This window comes from Flavobacterium agri (assembly GCF_013401995.1).
Taxonomy (GTDB): Bacteria; Bacteroidota; Bacteroidia; order Flavobacteriales; family Flavobacteriaceae; genus Flavobacterium; species Flavobacterium agri.
Genome location: NZ_JACBJI010000001.1, coordinates 346,609 through 361,702, shown reverse-complemented (window position 1 = coordinate 361,702; position 15,094 = coordinate 346,609). Strand labels below are relative to the sequence as shown.

Annotated in this window: 15 protein-coding genes; 5 read left to right on the top strand and 10 right to left on the bottom strand. The window is 48.2% G+C overall.

All coding sequences use genetic code 11. The features are described 5' to 3' along the window. Positions 1-12: 12 nt before the first annotated feature. From HZF10_RS01740 to kdpB, 5 genes are all read right to left on the bottom strand, one after another. Positions 13-1,728 carry a sensor histidine kinase gene (locus tag HZF10_RS01740; protein ID WP_176004449.1) on the bottom strand — a complete coding sequence of 572 codons (1,716 nt, stop codon included), beginning with the start codon at positions 1,726-1,728 and terminating at the stop codon, positions 13-15. After that, positions 1,725-2,840 (bottom strand): sensor protein KdpD, encoded by a 1,116-nt coding sequence (locus tag HZF10_RS01735; protein WP_176004448.1) that lies wholly within the window; start codon positions 2,838-2,840, stop codon positions 1,725-1,727. The genes HZF10_RS01740 and HZF10_RS01735 overlap by 4 nt, the downstream gene beginning before the upstream one ends. A 317-nt stretch (positions 2,841-3,157) precedes the next feature. Continuing rightward, positions 3,158-4,474, bottom strand: a complete 1,317-nt coding sequence (locus HZF10_RS01730; RefSeq protein WP_176004447.1) for an outer membrane beta-barrel protein — start codon at positions 4,472-4,474, stop codon at positions 3,158-3,160. Then, positions 4,471-5,043 carry a K(+)-transporting ATPase subunit C gene (locus HZF10_RS01725; RefSeq protein WP_176004446.1) on the bottom strand — a complete coding sequence of 191 codons (573 nt, stop codon included), beginning with the start codon at positions 5,041-5,043 and terminating at the stop codon, positions 4,471-4,473. The genes HZF10_RS01730 and HZF10_RS01725 overlap by 4 nt, the downstream gene beginning before the upstream one ends. Positions 5,044-5,225: 182 nt before the next feature. Then, entirely contained in the window at positions 5,226-7,271 is a 2,046-nt protein-coding gene (kdpB, locus tag HZF10_RS01720; RefSeq protein WP_176004445.1) for a potassium-transporting ATPase subunit KdpB, read from the bottom strand. An 89-nt stretch (positions 7,272-7,360) separates the two neighbouring features. Between kdpB and HZF10_RS01715 the strand changes: the two genes are divergently transcribed. Next, positions 7,361-7,651, top strand: coding sequence for a four helix bundle protein (locus tag HZF10_RS01715; protein ID WP_217703325.1), 291 nt, complete (start codon positions 7,361-7,363; stop codon positions 7,649-7,651). A 96-nt stretch (positions 7,652-7,747) separates the two neighbouring features. Here HZF10_RS01715 and kdpA read toward each other — a convergent pair whose 3' ends face one another. The 3 genes from kdpA to HZF10_RS01700 form a co-directional block, all read right to left on the bottom strand. Further along, positions 7,748-9,460, bottom strand: a complete 1,713-nt coding sequence (kdpA, locus tag HZF10_RS01710) for a potassium-transporting ATPase subunit KdpA (protein ID WP_176004444.1) — start codon at positions 9,458-9,460, stop codon at positions 7,748-7,750. Positions 9,461-9,470: 10 nt separating this feature from the next. After that, positions 9,471-9,548: a potassium-transporting ATPase subunit F gene (locus tag HZF10_RS01705; protein ID WP_176004544.1), complete on the bottom strand. Its 78-nt coding sequence runs from the start codon at positions 9,546-9,548 to the stop codon at positions 9,471-9,473. An 86-nt stretch (positions 9,549-9,634) separates the two neighbouring features. Further along, the gene (locus tag HZF10_RS01700; protein ID WP_176004443.1) at positions 9,635-9,916 is read right to left on the bottom strand and encodes a DUF7674 family protein; all 282 of its coding nucleotides are present in this window, start codon (positions 9,914-9,916) and stop codon (positions 9,635-9,637) included. Between the two features lie 330 nt (positions 9,917-10,246). Between HZF10_RS01700 and HZF10_RS01695 the strand changes: the two genes are divergently transcribed. Beyond that, on the top strand, positions 10,247-10,699 hold the full coding sequence (locus HZF10_RS01695; RefSeq protein ID WP_176004442.1) for a DUF2975 domain-containing protein: 453 nt from the start codon (positions 10,247-10,249) through the stop codon (positions 10,697-10,699). A gap of 48 nt (positions 10,700-10,747) precedes the next feature. Here the strand turns inward: HZF10_RS01695 and HZF10_RS01690 are convergent, their stop codons facing one another. Both HZF10_RS01690 and HZF10_RS01685 read right to left on the bottom strand, forming a co-directional pair. After that, positions 10,748-12,091 (bottom strand): sigma-54-dependent transcriptional regulator, encoded by a 1,344-nt coding sequence (locus HZF10_RS01690; RefSeq protein WP_176004441.1) that lies wholly within the window; start codon positions 12,089-12,091, stop codon positions 10,748-10,750. Positions 12,092-12,338: 247 nt separating this feature from the next. Continuing rightward, positions 12,339-12,773 (bottom strand): nuclear transport factor 2 family protein, encoded by a 435-nt coding sequence (locus HZF10_RS01685; protein ID WP_176004440.1) that lies wholly within the window; start codon positions 12,771-12,773, stop codon positions 12,339-12,341. Positions 12,774-13,048: 275 nt separating this feature from the next. Here HZF10_RS01685 and panB point away from each other — a divergent pair, with 275 nt between their 5' ends. From panB to HZF10_RS01670, 3 genes are all read left to right on the top strand, one after another. Then, positions 13,049-13,867: a 3-methyl-2-oxobutanoate hydroxymethyltransferase gene (gene panB, locus HZF10_RS01680; protein ID WP_176004439.1), complete on the top strand. Its 819-nt coding sequence runs from the start codon at positions 13,049-13,051 to the stop codon at positions 13,865-13,867. 89 nt (positions 13,868-13,956) lie between these two features. Next, positions 13,957-14,328, top strand: a complete 372-nt coding sequence (locus tag HZF10_RS01675) for a four helix bundle protein (protein ID WP_176004438.1) — start codon at positions 13,957-13,959, stop codon at positions 14,326-14,328. Positions 14,329-14,394: 66 nt separating this feature from the next. Next, the gene (locus tag HZF10_RS01670) at positions 14,395-15,087 is read left to right on the top strand and encodes an RluA family pseudouridine synthase (RefSeq protein ID WP_176004437.1); all 693 of its coding nucleotides are present in this window, start codon (positions 14,395-14,397) and stop codon (positions 15,085-15,087) included. Positions 15,088-15,094: the final 7 nt, after the last annotated feature.

The following is a 15,094-nucleotide window of genomic DNA, read 5'->3' as shown; positions in this document are numbered from 1 at the left end:
GGATTCAAGAATCTAAGTCAACGGCAACCTGAACCAAAAGCTGCTGCCCAATCCCAAATCGCTCTCTACGCCTATCGCACCGCCTTGCGCTTCTATGAATTCGCGGCTTATCGCCAATCCTAAACCTGTACCCGATTTCGATTTTCCCGGAACCTGGAAATACCGGTCGAAAATACGCGATTGGTATTTCGGGTCGATGCCTTGGCCGTTGTCTTTTACGATTACCGAAACGAAATCGGATTCTACATTCGCCGTTACCAAAATTTGCGCTTTTTCGGAAGAATAACGGATCGCGTTCGTGAGGAAATTGATCAACACCCACGACGTTTTGTCTTTATCCGCGCGGATTTCGGGCAAATAGAATGCCTCATAAACGATCGAGATCTCTTTTTGGTCGGCTTGAGTCTTCACGGCTTCGAGTGCCATCGATACGATATCGGCAACCGCACATTTCCCGATCGCGAGTTGGATATTTCCCGTCTCGAGCTGCGACATCTCAAGCAATTCACCCGTAATCTTCAACAGGCGTGCGCTGTCTTCGCGTATGCTTTCGAGCAGTTGTTTTTGATCGGAGTTAAGTTCGCCGTTGCGTTCGTTCTGAAGCAAATCCAGGCTCAATTTTATGGCCGCTATCGGCGTTTTGAGCTCATGGGAAACCGTCGCTATGAAATTCGTCTTGGCGAAATCGAGTTCCTTGAAAACCGTGATGTTCCTCAGGATGATGAAATTCCCGATCTCGACGGATTGCTCCTCACCTGTCGGCACGATACTGATGTCGACGTTTTCGCGCTCGAAGTAACTTTCCTTTCCGTTGGCGTAGATTTTCATCGGATGCGCTTTCGGGCTTTCGAATTCGTTTACGATCAGCGACTTGAGCAAATCATTCCTCAAAGCTACTTGTGCAGCCGGTTGCCCGACAATCTCTTCGGCTTTCAATCCCATGATTTTCAATGCTTCGCTATTGGCCGACAAGATGCGTCCTTCGTTGTCGAGGCCGATTACCGGATCGTGCATGTTGTCGAGCAAAGTTTCGATGCGCTTTTTCTCGATGAGCAGCTTGTTGAGGTTGCTGTCGTTGAATTCCTGAAGTTTCTGCGCCATCGCATTAAACGATTTGGCCAGGTCGCCGAATTCGTTGGCATCGGAAAAATTCACACGCTGACGATAATTCCCTTTAGCGATTTCCCTGATGCTCTGGGTGAGTTCGCGAATCGGATTCGCGATATGGTTCGGCAGGTTGACCATAAGGTTGAACGCGATCAAAAAACACAGACAGCCCGCGATCGCAATGACCCAATTGGCGGTTTCTGCGGTGTTTTGGGCCATATCCGACTTTTTCTTGAGCGCATCCATATTGAGCTTCATGACTTCGAAAATCCCTTGACGGATGACGGTCTTCACGGACCCGTCGGTCGGATTCCGTTTGAGGTCGGCAAAATTAGCCTCGACGTCTTTGGTCGCTTTTTCCTCTCCGGCTTCGGTGATGTTCGCCAACTGACGCGTCAGGTTGTGTTCAAAAACCGCGACCGATGCGGCATTTCCGGAATCCATATCATCGAGCGCCGACAGCATTTTGCGCGAATATTCGAGCGTATTGTAATTGGCCTTGAGGATGTTCTCGGTGTCGCGTTTGATCGCGAAAATATAATACGAGCCGAGGATCGTAAGCAGCAAAATCAGTGTGAACAACAGCCCGACGGCAAGATTGAGTTTGGTTTTGGTTTTCATGACAAGATGACTAAGTCGACATTCGAGCGCGACAATCTGTTGAGCAACCTGTTGAAGATCGTCGTACTCAAAATTACTTTAAACAATCTGAAATGTGGCTTTCCGATGCACACTGTCGTGATATTCTTTTCGGAAGTGACTTCAAGGATACCTTCGGCCGCATGCTTTCGTTCGATCTTGATGACTTCGGCTCCCAATTGCGTGGCGAGCTTGAAGTTGTTGATCAGATGACGTTGTTTGTCTAGCGCGATATGGTTCGGGCTTTCGTTAGGAGTTTCCACATACAGTACGAACCAGTGGCCGCTGTTGTAATAATTGGCCAGACGCGCGGTTTTGCGGATCACGGTCTTCGCGGTCTTCTCGTTCGAGGAAATACAAGCCAAAAGTCGCTCGTGCCGTATCGCTACATTTTTTGGCATTTCGGTCTCGACCTTCCTGACGACCTGGCTCGCGACCTCTTTGAGCGCCAATTCACGCAATTGCAGGATCTGTTCCGATTTAAAGAAGTTTTTGAGTGCCTGCGGAACTTTATCGGAAGTGTAGATTTTGCCTTCCTTGAGGCGTGAAATAAGTTCGTCGGCGGTCAAATCGATGTTGACCACTTCATCGGCGAGGCGCAAAACCCGATCCGGAATGCGTTCGCGTACATCGATGCTGGTGATCCGCTTTACATCTTCGTTGAGGCTTTCGATATGCTGGATATTCACGGCCGAAATCACATTGATGCCCGATTCCAGGATCTCAAGCACATCTTGCCAGCGCTTCTCGTTCTTGCTGCCTTCGATGTTCGTGTGCGCGAGTTCGTCTACGATGACGACTTCGGGACGCAGGTTCAGGATCGCCTGCACGTCCATTTCATCGAGATCCTTGCCCTTGTAGAAAAGCCGTCGTCGCGGGATGATAGGCAAACCGGCCAAAAGCGCGTGGGTTTCGGGCCGGTCGTGTGTTTCGACATATCCGATCTTGACGTCGATGCCGTTCCTGAGCAGCGAATGCGCTTCCTGCAACATACGGAACGTCTTGCCTACTCCGGCCGACATCCCGATGTAAATCTTGAATTTGCCGCGCCTGGACTTTTGTATGAGTTCGAGGAAATGTTCGGGTGTTGACATGATGTTTAGATTTGGATTAAAAAGCGGATTGCAGCTATTTTATGATTTGGTACAGATTTTCTGTAATGAGGTTATTCCGGGAATTCGTAAGTTCCCTTTGGGGAAAGGGCCGATGACATCCCTACAAAAATTGACTGAGGCGACATTACAGAAAAAACGGAAATTTTGTTAAATCAAAGCGTAAGGCAATCTTCGTCACGTTCTTGTTTCCAACAACAATTGTCATTTTTCCAGCCGATTGTCACTCACACTTAAACGGCAATTCCGGAAGCCGAAAAATCAACTTCCGAAATTACCTAACAAACCAAAAATGAATGTTACAACCTAAAGTTCACGGCCAGCGTGATGCGGTTCTCATTTTTTCTGAGATCGGGGCGCCATGTATCCGTAGGCGTATCGACCCAACCATCGGGCGAAGTCGTCCCTCCGGGTCCGGCGAAATATGGCATGTTGCTCGAGCGGTAGCCGTACTCCAATCGGAAGGTGACAAAGTCGTTCGGCATCACGTCGAAAGTGGCCGTTCCCTGGAACATCTTCAAGTCCTTTCCTTCTGCCAAAGCGTCGTTGAAATCGTTATCCGCGACAGGCGAAGGCGAAAACGCGAGGTAAGCGCCCGGATTCGTGATCACGTCACCTCTCAAGGTCAACGCCAGCTTATTTTTCATGAACCAGACGCGGTTCGCCAACGAGGTCCCGAGCATATAATTGTCTTTCGCCTCTACACCGCCGCCCGACTGGAATCCGTAGTGCGAATTCAAGCTGAATGCCGCCTGCGAAATCCCATTGCTTTCCTTGTTCTTGAAATAGCGGTACACGACGCTGTTGTCGTGGTGGAAACGAGCGGTTTCGGAATTTCTCGAATCTTTTCCGTTGATGTAGAAATTTGCCACGACCTGTAAGTTGTCATTCGGACGCCAGTAAGTGGACGACCCAAGGCCAAGACTACGGTTCCAGCTATTGTACGACTGCCATCCGTTCAAGAGCCACAATTCGGTCTTGAAATGTTTGGAAGGAAAATATTGCACACGCGCGCCCTGGAAATAGAAAGGCGTGAAATCGCACACCATCGATCGTTGATACGACCAGTTTTCGCCGAGCACATAACTTTCAAGTCCGATGTAGCTCATGAAAATACCGGCTTCGACGTTCAATCCATAATCGACGTCGAAATGGTAACCCGCCGCGGCTTCACGGATGTACTTGAGGTTGTTGATGCTCGTGTTGCGACCATGGCCGACGGTTCCGTCCAGATCCTGAACGATCGATCCCATCTGGCCGCATTGCAGCCAAAGACGTCCGATCATGTTCTTGTAATTCGTCTCAAGCCCGATGCTCGCCATGTTGATCGTAAACTCGTTCGAGCGCCCGATGGACGAGGAAATCGTGTGCGTATTGTCTTTCGGATGGTGGAAATCGTAATTGTAGTACGAATCTACGTATACCACTCCAGTCACGATAGCATTCCCGTCTTTGTCCTTGAGCTGTAGCGGGAAGTCGGTCTGGCGGTTCTGGCCGTTGATCCAGCCAAGGTCCATGCCTTCGAAAGGCACTTTCGCGGTCGAAGTCGAATCGGTTTGAGCTCCAAGCCCGAGTGTGACGAGCAATGCACCCGCCAAAAATTTAAATGATGTCATTTGGAAATATTTGAATGTTTAAGTTGTTGCAATTCAAGGTTGAGTTCAAGCACGTTTACGGTTTCAGTTCCCGCGACTGTCGGTTTTTCGATGTGTTTCTCCACAAGTGATCTCACTTTCGATTCATCGAGATTGCGTTCTTTGGCGACACGTTTCACCTGGATCAAAGCGGCTTGTGGCGAAATGTGCGGGTCGAGGCCGCTGCCCGAAGCCGTGACGATATCGGCCGGCACATCCGATTTTTTGAGATACGGATGCGCGACCAAAAACGCGTCGATCCTTTTCTGTACTTGAATCAGGTAATCCGGATTCGAAGGGCCTTTGTTACTTCCGGCGCTTCCGGCCGCATTGTAATCGACCGCAGACGGACGTCCCCAAAAGAATCCGGGTTTGTCGAATTTTTGCCCGATCCGTTTATAGCCGACGGTCTTGCCGTCGATCGTAAGTATTTCGCCTTTTCCGTTATTTGGCGCGGCCTGGGCGACTCCGAAAACCATAAGCGGATAGTAGATGCAGAATATGACGATGAGCACTAGGGTCAATCGCAACATGGATGTTATGTTTTTCATTTTGTGAAATGTGAAATGTTGTTTTGTGAAATGTTGTTTGTGAAATGTTGTTTGTGAAATGTGATATGTTATCAGTAAAATGTGATTTGGAAATTGTTGAATTATGGATGTCAGACATTTCACATCTTCCATCTTCCATCTTTCATTTTACATTTCACATTTCACATTTCACAAACAACATTTCACACAAAAATCCCTACGGCCAAATCGATGAGCTTGATACCGATGAACGGTACGATGATTCCTCCGAGGCCGTAAATCAGCAAGTTTCTTTTGAGGATCGCACTCGCGCCAATCGGTTTGTATGCCACGCCTTTGAGCGCCAACGGAATCAGCAGCGGAATGATCACCGCATTGAAAATCACCGCCGACAAAATCGCGCTCTCAGGTGAATGCAGGCCCATAATATTGAGGCCTTGCAAAGCCGGGATTGCCGTGATGAAAAGCGCGGGCACGATCGCGAAATACTTGGCTACGTCGTTCGCGATCGAGAAAGTCGTGAGCGTTCCGCGCGTCATCAGTAGCTGTTTCCCGATTTCGACGATTTCTATGAGTTTGGTCGGATCGTTGTCGAGGTCGACCATATTTCCGGCTTCTTTCGCGGCTTGCGTTCCCGAATTCATCGCCACACCGACGTCGGCTTGGGCCAAAGCGGGCGCGTCGTTCGTACCGTCGCCCATCATCGCGACGAGTTTGCCCTGAAGCTGCTCGTTTTTGATGTAATTCATTTTGTCCTCGGGCTTGGCTTCGGCAATAAAATCGTCGACTCCGGCTTTTTCGGCAATGAATTTTGCCGTGAGCGGATTGTCGCCCGTGACCATCACTGTTTTTACGCCCATTTTGCGAAGGCGCTCAAAGCGTTCTTTCATGCCCGTTTTGATGATGTCCTGAAGTTCGATCACGCCTTGTACTTTGCCGTTTTTGATGACGACCAGAGGCGTTCCACCGTTTGCGGAAATCGTCGTGACCTTGTCCGAAGTAGCAATCGGGAAATCATTTCCTGCGTGTTTGGCGATGTTGCGGGCCGCGTCCTGTGCGCCTTTGCGGATGTCGGTGCCGTCTTTGAGGATTACGCCCGATGTTCTGGTTTCGGCCGTGAATTTTATGGATTCGGAAATCCGTGAAGTAAGTTCCGAAACATCAAGACCGATATCGGTATTCATCTGGTTCGCCAGTTCGACGATCGATTTTCCTTCGGGTGTGTCATCCGAAAGCGAGCTCAAGACCGCGGCTTCGACAAAATCATGGAAACTCACGCCTTGTGCCGGATAGAAATTCGTGGCTTTCCTGTTCCCGATGGTAATCGTGCCTGTTTTGTCGAGTAGCAAAACATCGATATCGCCGGCCGTTTCGACCGCTTTCCCGGATTTCGTGATCACGTTCGCCCTCAAAGCCCTGTCCATTCCCGCAATCCCGATGGCAGAAAGCAGTCCGCCGATCGTCGTCGGGATCAGACATACGAAAAGCGAGATGAAGGCCGCGATCGTAATCGGTGTTTGGGCGTAATCCGCGAACGGTTTCAAGGTCACGCATACGATGATGAAAATGAGCGTGAATGCGGCCAGAAGAATCGTGAGCGCAATCTCGTTTGGTGTTTTTTGCCGACTTGCGCCTTCGACCAAGGCAATCATTTTGTCGAGAAAACTTTCGCCGGGTTCAGAAGTGACGAGCACTTTGATACGGTCCGACAAAACTTTCGTGCCGCCAGTCACCGAAGATTTATCGCCTCCCGCCTCCCGAATCACCGGCGCACTTTCACCCGTAATCGCCGATTCGTCTATCGTGGCGAGGCCTTCGATGATTTCGCCGTCCATCGGGATTACGTCTCCGGCTTCGCAGAAAAAGTGGTCGCCCTTTTTGAGGAAAGACGAGTTGACTTCCTCAATTTTTCCGTCGGACAGGACTTTCTTGGCAAGCGTTTCTTCTCGCGTCCTTCTCAAACTGTCGGCTTGGGCTTTACCGCGCGCTTCGGCTATGGCTTCGGCGAAATTGGCGAAAAGCAAGGTCGACAGCAGAATCAGGAAGACGATGAAATTGTACAGGAAACTGCCTTCGCCTTGGTGTCCGAGCAAAATCGCGCCGCACACGAAAGCCATGATCGACGTTCCGATTTCGACCGTAAACATAACGGGGTTCTTGACCATCACCGCCGGGTTGAGTTTCACGAATGCCTGTTTGAACGCAACTTTCAATTGATCGCGTTCGAATAAATTATTTTTATTGTTCATTGGATTTGATTTTTGGTAAATGGTGAACGGTGATTGGTGATTGATGAAAAATTGGTAACTTATGTTCGTCTAAGCCAATCATTTCGAATATGCATCCACATAAAAAATTACACGCCTATACCTTGAGTTTCGAATTTGTAAAAATTGTATACCTGACCACGGATTTCTTTCCGAAGCAGGAGCGTTTTGGACTCGTATCGCAAATCAGGAGAGCATCGGTTTCCGTTCCGGTAAATATTGCCGAGGGCGCGGCCAGAAAAAGCAAAAAAGAATTCATCCAGCTTCTCCATTATTCATTGGGTTCTGTTACAGAATTAGACACACTGCTTCTACTAAGCTTGGATTTGAATTTATCACTAGTGCTCAAGCAACGGATTTGACACAAAGGCTTAATCATATCGGAAGATTGCTTTCGGGCCTAATCGGAAAACTCGAATCTCAAGTCCCACATTAACCAATCACCATTCACTAATCACTTAAGAAAAATATTCAGCCAACGGCCCAAGCGCCAAAGCCGGAAAGAAACTCAAAGCCGCGATGATCGCGATTACGGCAAAAACCATGATGCCGAAAATTGTCGTATCGGTCTTGAGCGTACCCGAACTTTCTGGGATGAATTTCTTTTTGGCAAGCAATCCGGCGATCGCGACAGGTCCGATGATTGGGATGAAACGGCCTAGCCAAAGCAAGATTCCCGTGAGGATGTTCCAGAACGGATTGTTGTCGGCCAAGCCTTCGAAACCCGAACCGTTGTTGGCCGCGCTCGACGTATTCTCATACAGCATTTCCGAAAAACCGTGCGCACCCGGATTGTTGAGCCAACCCGAAGCTTTTCCGTCGAGCCAATAACCCATTTCGGTATCCGATGCCGCAAAATGGGCAGCCAGAGCGGTTCCCGACAATATCAAAAGCGGATGAAGGATCGCGATAAAAGCGGCAATCTTGACTTCTCTCGCCTCGATTTTCTTTCCGAGGAATTCGGGCGTGCGTCCGACCATGAGTCCCGAAATGAAAACCGCGAGGATGATGAAGATGTAGAAATTGAGGAATCCGACGCCGCAACCTCCGTAAAACGCGTTGACCATCATCGCCAGAAGCTGCATCGCGCCCGAAACCGGCATCGTCGAATCGTGCATGCCGTTGACCGAACCCGTTGAAATCACCGTGGTGGCGATGCTCCAAAAACCCGTCATCGGCGCTCCGAAACGAACTTCCTTGCCTTCCATGGCACCGGTTTGGGAGATTCCCATTTTGGAGAGTGCAGGATTCCCGTTGATTTCGGAAACCACCGTCGGAATCACCAAAAGCAGGAATCCGATCGTCATCACGCCAAAAATCACATAGGCGATTTTTTTCCTTTTCAGGTAAAAGCCGAGCGCGAAAATCATCGAAAACGGAATGATCAATTGCGCCCACAATTCGACGCAATTCGTGAAATAATTCGGGTTTTCTAGCGGATGCGCAGAGTTGGCCCCGAAGAATCCGCCTCCGTTCGTACCCAAATGCTTGATCGAGACGAAAGCCGCCGCCGGGCCTCGCGAAACCTCTACCGAATCGCCTTGAAGCGTAGTGATTTTATCTTTTCCGTCGAACGTCATCGGAGTACCGTTGAAAGCAAGGAAAATGGCGATGACGACCGCAAGCGGCAATAAAACACGCGTACAACTTTTGACGAAATAGTTATAAAAATTCCCGAGCGTTTGGGTCGTTCTTTCTTTCATGGCGTTGAAAACCGTGGCGGCGGCGGCAATTCCGGTCGCTGCAGAGACAAACTGAAGGAACATCAGCAACAGCTGCCCAAAATAGCTCAATCCGCTTTCGCCCGAATAGTGCTGCAAGTTGCAGTTCACGACGAACGAAATTGCGGTGTTGAACGCCAGGTCTGGCGACATTGATGGGTTTCCGTCGGGATTGAGCGGCAAGAATCCCTGGCAAAGCAACACGAGATAACACAAACCGAACCACAGGAAATTGAGCCCGAGCATGGCTTTTAGTTGCTGTTTCCAGTTCATTTCACGCGTCGGATCTATTCCTGAAACGCTGAAAATGATTTTTTCGAAAGGATTGAAAAACGGATCGGCAAAGGTTTTTTCGCCCGAAAACGTTTGGGCGATGAACTTCCCGAATGGAATCGCGAGCAGTATGGCGAGGCCGAACGTAAGCGCGATTCCGACAAATTCTGTATACATAAGATCTGGTTTAGAAATTTTCGGGTTTGATGAGTACGTACACCAAATAGCCGAAAACAAGAAGTGCGATGATAAACAGTGCGGTCATGGCTTACATTTTTTCGAAAAAATCGACGGATTTATAGCAAATCCCAAACATGACGGTAGCGAGCAATAAGAGAAGAAAAGTTTCCATTATACGCCCGATGCGGTGATTTGGTTGATATATTCTTTCTTGAGCGATTGCGGAAACAGGTTGGCGATTTTGCAATTGCGCAATTCCATGAATGTCGTAACCGAAAACACATACGTATTGGCGATGACGCTCTTGGTTTGCTGGTTGCCTTCGTTGAACAGTTTTTCGGCGATGGCCAGGCATTTTTTGGCGCGTGCGATATTGCCCGTGCGGATAAACGTTTTGGTGATCTCGGCAAAGCGGTCGGCTTGCTTGTAGATCGAGGTGATGCGATTTTTCATCGTGTTAGGATTTTGTTCGCGCCGCTTATGCCAAAATGCGTTCCGATATGGCACGCTTACACACAAACCATTTATTATCAGTAGATTGTTTCTTCCTGAAAGATTTTTGGATTAAAAAACCGTCTCAAAATGAGAAGGTCATTTTTAAAATGATAAGGATGTGGTTATGATTGACGCTTGGAATTATTGCATTGGAAAACAGAACAAATTGTTTTAAAAAAGATGAATTCCGATGTCGAAGGAAAATAAAAATCAATAACTTTGCAATTCAAAGTACTTTTAAAAAGTAAAAAGCTAACACTAAAAGAAGTCAACAAAATTCACCAGATCATGAAAAAAAATTCAATCGTATTTCTTCAGGCAGTCATAGCACTTATAGGCATTTTGGCAATCGCTATGCTGATATGGTTTCCCACGGTAGAGGGAAGAGCCGCCAACTTGGATGTGGTCAGCATCTACGCAGATCCGTTCATCCTGTACGCTTATGTCGTCTCGATCGCTTTCTTTATCGGGCTTTATAAGACGTTCCAACTACTTGGCTTTGTCGGGCGAAACGAAATTTACTCTCCAAAAGCGGTCAAAACTTTAAAGGGTATAAGGTATTGTGCGATGTTCCTGATCGGCTCGATCGTCATCGCGGGCGTATTCATCAAGATCGCACACGACAAAAGAGACGACCCGGCAGGCTTTCTCGCCATGTGCATTCTGGCCACTTTCATGCTTACCGCAATCTCGGTGATTGCCGCAAGGCTTGAAAAGACATTGCAAAAAAACGCAGGGTAAAATAGTTAAGTTTAGGATAAAGCGTTCCGATCGAAGTCTGATCCGACGCTATTTCTCCAACCCATATTCGTCCATTTTCCTATACAAAGTCGCCACACCGATCTCAAGTAATCGCGCCGCCTCGGCCTTATTGCCTTTGGTGTAATTGAGCACTTTCCGGATCTGGAGTTTTTCGACGCTGGCCATCGAAAAAGCCGAAACCGTCTTGTTCGGGTTGGTTTCGTAATTGCGGATTTCGGACGGAAGCAGATCGGGCGTCAAGCCTTCGTCCGAAGCCAGGATCACGCCTCGCTCGATGATGTTTTTTAATTCACGGATATTTCCGGGCCACGAATACTGTTGCAAAGCCGACAGGAAATCGTCCGAAATCGGGAGTTTTTGACGGTTGATTTTTTGAGAAAACTGCGACACGTAAAATTCGGCAAGAGCGGCGACATCCTTAAGCCTTTCGCGCAACGTCGGAATACGGATCTCGAAAATGTTGAGTCGGAAATACAGGTCGGCACGGAATCGTCCTTGTTCGCTTTCCGATTTCAGATCGCGGTTCGTCGCGGCGATCAGCCTGAAGTCCGATTTTCGGGCCACAGTATCGCCTACGCGGATAAACTCGTTCGACTCGAGCACGCGCAATAATTTTGCCTGCAACTCGAGCGGCATCTCGCCTATCTCGTCTAAAAAAAGCGTGCCGCCGTCGGCTTCTTCTATAAAGCCTTTTTTGTCTTTGGCGGCTCCGGTAAACGCACCTTGCTTGTATCCGAAAAGTTCGCTTTCGAGCAAATCTTTCCCGAAAGCGCTGCAGTTCAAGGCCACGAACGATTTGTTTTTGCGGGTACTGTTTTCGTGAATCGCACGCGCGAACACTTCCTTTCCGGTTCCGGTTTCTCCCAACAGCAAAACCGTCGAATTCGTGACCGAGACCTTTTGCGCCAATTCGATGGCCGACACGATCGGTTTCGACTTGCCGATGATCGCATCGAATGAATGCCTGTCACCAAGCTGTTTTTGCAGGTTTTGGATCTGCTCACGCATTTGGGCTTTCTCGGCGGCTTTGTACAACAACGGGATGATGCGGTCGTTGTCGTCTCCTTTGACGATGTAATCGAAAGCGCCGTTTTTCATGGCCTGTATGCCGTCGGGGATATTTCCGAAAGCGGTCAGCAGCAAAATCTCGACGGCCGGAAACGCAGTCTTGACTTTTTGGACGAACTCGACGCCGCTTCCGTCGGGTAATTTCACGTCGCACAAGACCACGTCGAAATGCTGCTGCTCCAATTTCCTGAAACCCGATTTGAGATCGGACGCTTCACTTACCTCGAAACCTTCGCCTTTGATGATTCGCGCCAAAAGCCCGCGCAGTTTGTCTTCGTCGTCGATGATGAGGATTGAGGTCATGGGACAAAGTTAGGGAAGTTAAATTCTGGAAAAAAAAATTCCAAATTCCAAATTCCAAATTCCAAATTCCAAATTCCAAACGAGACCGATGACTTCCATAGCTTCGCTTCGTTCAATTACTTCAAAAAAAACCTAACCCAACAGTCTGGAGTTTTCTTTCTTCTTTGCCAGACCTTCGAGACAAACCGAAGATTTAGTCGAATTCTTCATTTCCGCTTTGGGATTTGGGATTTGGAATTTGGAATTTCTACGGCCTACGTCTCGTATCCACACAATACAAAATCTTCCATCCGTCCTTATCCTTAAAAAGCGAAAACGAATTCACGCCTTTGTGGCTCAGCTTGCCGTTGATGTAAAACTCGTAAGGTGTCCAGACATGCGCCATGTTGCCGTCCTGATCGACTTTCCACGACAGCAACCTTTCCTCGAATTTCATGTCGGCGGGAATAGAAGCCATCGATTTGAGGAACTCGGAAGCCGGTTCTACCGAAAGTTTACCTGCGTCGGGTTTTTCAGCTATCGAATGCAATACCATTTCTTTGGAGAAAGTCTTCTTGAGGCCGACGGTATCCTTGGCGTGGAAAGCCGTAAAGAAATCCTCAATCGTCTTTTTGACGGCCGCATCCTGGGCGAAAATGGCTTGGGAAATCAGGATAACAGATAAGAACAGTAGTTTTTTCATGGTTCGGATTTTTGAAGTTAGTTAGGACAAATCGTTAAATGTTACACCGGATGTTCGTTTGGAAACGTATGCGTTAGGGATGGAAGCGGCTATCCTTTTTGGCAAACGGAATTTTCCCGAACTGCGAATCCCGATGCCAAAAAGATAATAGCGGACAGCCCGGCGCCGGCATAGAGGTGAATTGAAGATGAAATTCGATCCGGCGCAACGCCCAAACAATTCATATTTTATAATTCATAATTAACCTACCTTTACATTCTTCAAAAAAACAAACCATGTCAGTTGCCAAAAAAGACTACAAACGCATCACCACGCAGTCATTGATCGAAATGAAGCACAACGGTGAGAAAATTTCGATGCTTACCGCTTACGATTTCACGATGGCCAAAATGGTCGACACGGCCGGTGTAGATGTGATCCTTGTCGGGGATTCGGCCTCGAACGTGATGGCCGGACACGAAACCACTTTACCGATTACGCTCGACCAGATGATTTATCATGCTTCGTCCGTTGTTCGCGCCGTGGGCCGTGCGTTGGTGGTCGTCGATTTGCCGTTCGGGAGTTACCAATCCGATCCTAAGGAAGCGTTGCGCTCGGCGATCCGAGTAATGAAAGAATCGGGCGGACACGCGGTCAAGATAGAAGGCGGAAGCGAAATCAAGGAATCTATAAAACGCATCCTCAACGCGGGCGTTCCCGTGATGGGACATTTGGGATTGACACCTCAATCGATTTACAAATTCGGAACGTACACCGTTCGCGCCAAAGAGGAAGCCGAAGCGCAGAAACTCATGGAAGACGCGCAATTGCTCGAAAAACTAGGGTGTTTTGCTATAGTACTCGAAAAAATCCCTGCGAAATTGGCCGAACAGGTCGCCAAAAGCGTGAACATCCCGATCATAGGCATTGGCGCTGGCGGCGGCGTCGACGGGCAGGTTTTGGTCATCCACGACATGTTGGGCATGAACAACGAATTCAGCCCGAGGTTTTTGAGACGATATGCGAATTTGTGGGAAATTATGACGGGCGCTCTTGCGAATTATCACGACGATGTGAAGAAAGGCGATTTCCCGAATGAGAAAGAGCAATATTGACTTAGACACGCTTTGCTTTAGACACGCTTTGCTTTGGACTGCAAGACCTAATCAAGACCGATTATTATAAGCCTTAAAATATTGAATATATGCACCACAGATTTAAAGAACTTGAGATATGGAAACGAAGCCGTCAGCTTTGTACCGAAATCTATTCGGCAACCGAAAATTTTCCCGAGAACGAAAAATTCGGGTTAACTAACCAGCTCAGAAGGGCGGCGGTTTCCGTTGCTTCAAATATAGCTGAGGGATCGTCAAGGAATTCTTCAAAAGATTTTTCAAGATTTCTGGAAATCGCTACGGGCTCTGCTTTTGAAATAGAGACACAGTTGTTGATTTCTTATGATCTTAAGTTCCTACCGGAAACAAAGCTCACAGAACTGAATCTTAAGCTAGACGAAATCGTAAAAATGATTTCAAGATTCCGTCTCAGTTTAACAAAAAACCAATCAATTCAATAAAAGAGTCCTGCAATCTAAAGCGCAGCGTGTCTTTAGCGCAGCATGTCTCAAGCGCAGCGTGTCCATATGAAAACCGTTTCCACCAAGAACAACCTCCAAGTCCTCTACGAAGACAACCACATCATCGTCGTGAACAAACGCGTCGGTGATATCGTGCAAGGCGATAAAACCGGCGACAAACCGCTGTCGGAAGTCGTCAAGGAATACATCAAGGACAAATACCAGAAACCGGGAGAAGTATTTTTGGGTGTCGTGCATCGCCTTGACAGACCGACGACGGGAATTGTTCTTTTCGCGCGAACGTCCAAAGCGCTCGAGCGCATGAACGAGATGTTCAAGAACCGCGACACCCAAAAAACGTATTGGGCCGTCGTGAAAAACCGTCCGGCGAAAGATGCCGATACATTGGTGCATTTCCTAAAGCGCAACGAAAAATCGAATACTTCCAAAGCCTTCGCCAAAGAAGTTCCCGACAGCAAAAAAGCAAGCCTCGATTATAAAGTGATAAAAGAACTAAACAACTACTACGCACTGGAAATCAATTTACATACGGGTCGTCATCACCAAATCAGATCGCAACTTTCGGCCATCGGCTCACCTATAAAAGGCGATCTCAAATACGGTTTCGACCGCAGCAATCCCGATGGCGGTATCCATCTGCATGCACGCAAACTCTCATTCCTCCATCCGGTAAAGAAAGAACCCATCGAAATCGTCGCGCCCGTCCCCGACGACGTCATCTGGAAAGCAGTCGTCTAACCTTTCT

What these genes read in the sequence shown, in the direction of transcription:
- HZF10_RS01705 (WP_176004544.1), bottom strand. Translation starts at nt 9,548, where the DNA reads ATGACCGCACTGTTTATCATCGCACTTCTTGTTTTCGGCTATTTGGTG.
- HZF10_RS01730 (WP_176004447.1), bottom strand. Translation starts at nt 4,474, where the DNA reads ATGACATCATTTAAATTTTTGGCGGGTGCATTGCTCGTCACACTCGGG.
- kdpB (WP_176004445.1), bottom strand. Translation starts at nt 7,271, where the DNA reads ATGAACAATAAAAATAATTTATTCGAACGCGATCAATTGAAAGTTGCG.
- HZF10_RS01670 (WP_176004437.1), top strand. Translation starts at nt 14,395, where the DNA reads ATGAAAACCGTTTCCACCAAGAACAACCTCCAAGTCCTCTACGAAGAC.
- HZF10_RS01685 (WP_176004440.1), bottom strand. Translation starts at nt 12,773, where the DNA reads ATGAAAAAACTACTGTTCTTATCTGTTATCCTGATTTCCCAAGCCATT.
- panB (WP_176004439.1), top strand. Translation starts at nt 13,049, where the DNA reads ATGTCAGTTGCCAAAAAAGACTACAAACGCATCACCACGCAGTCATTG.
- HZF10_RS01725 (WP_176004446.1), bottom strand. Translation starts at nt 5,043, where the DNA reads ATGAAAAACATAACATCCATGTTGCGATTGACCCTAGTGCTCATCGTC.
- HZF10_RS01690 (WP_176004441.1), bottom strand. Translation starts at nt 12,091, where the DNA reads ATGACCTCAATCCTCATCATCGACGACGAAGACAAACTGCGCGGGCTT.
- HZF10_RS01700 (WP_176004443.1), bottom strand. Translation starts at nt 9,916, where the DNA reads ATGAAAAATCGCATCACCTCGATCTACAAGCAAGCCGACCGCTTTGCC.
- HZF10_RS01740 (WP_176004449.1), bottom strand. Translation starts at nt 1,728, where the DNA reads ATGAAAACCAAAACCAAACTCAATCTTGCCGTCGGGCTGTTGTTCACA.
- HZF10_RS01715 (WP_217703325.1), top strand. Translation starts at nt 7,361, where the DNA reads ATGCATCCACATAAAAAATTACACGCCTATACCTTGAGTTTCGAATTT.
- HZF10_RS01735 (WP_176004448.1), bottom strand. Translation starts at nt 2,840, where the DNA reads ATGTCAACACCCGAACATTTCCTCGAACTCATACAAAAGTCCAGGCGC.
- kdpA (WP_176004444.1), bottom strand. Translation starts at nt 9,460, where the DNA reads ATGTATACAGAATTTGTCGGAATCGCGCTTACGTTCGGCCTCGCCATA.
- HZF10_RS01675 (WP_176004438.1), top strand. Translation starts at nt 13,957, where the DNA reads ATGCACCACAGATTTAAAGAACTTGAGATATGGAAACGAAGCCGTCAG.
- HZF10_RS01695 (WP_176004442.1), top strand. Translation starts at nt 10,247, where the DNA reads ATGAAAAAAAATTCAATCGTATTTCTTCAGGCAGTCATAGCACTTATA.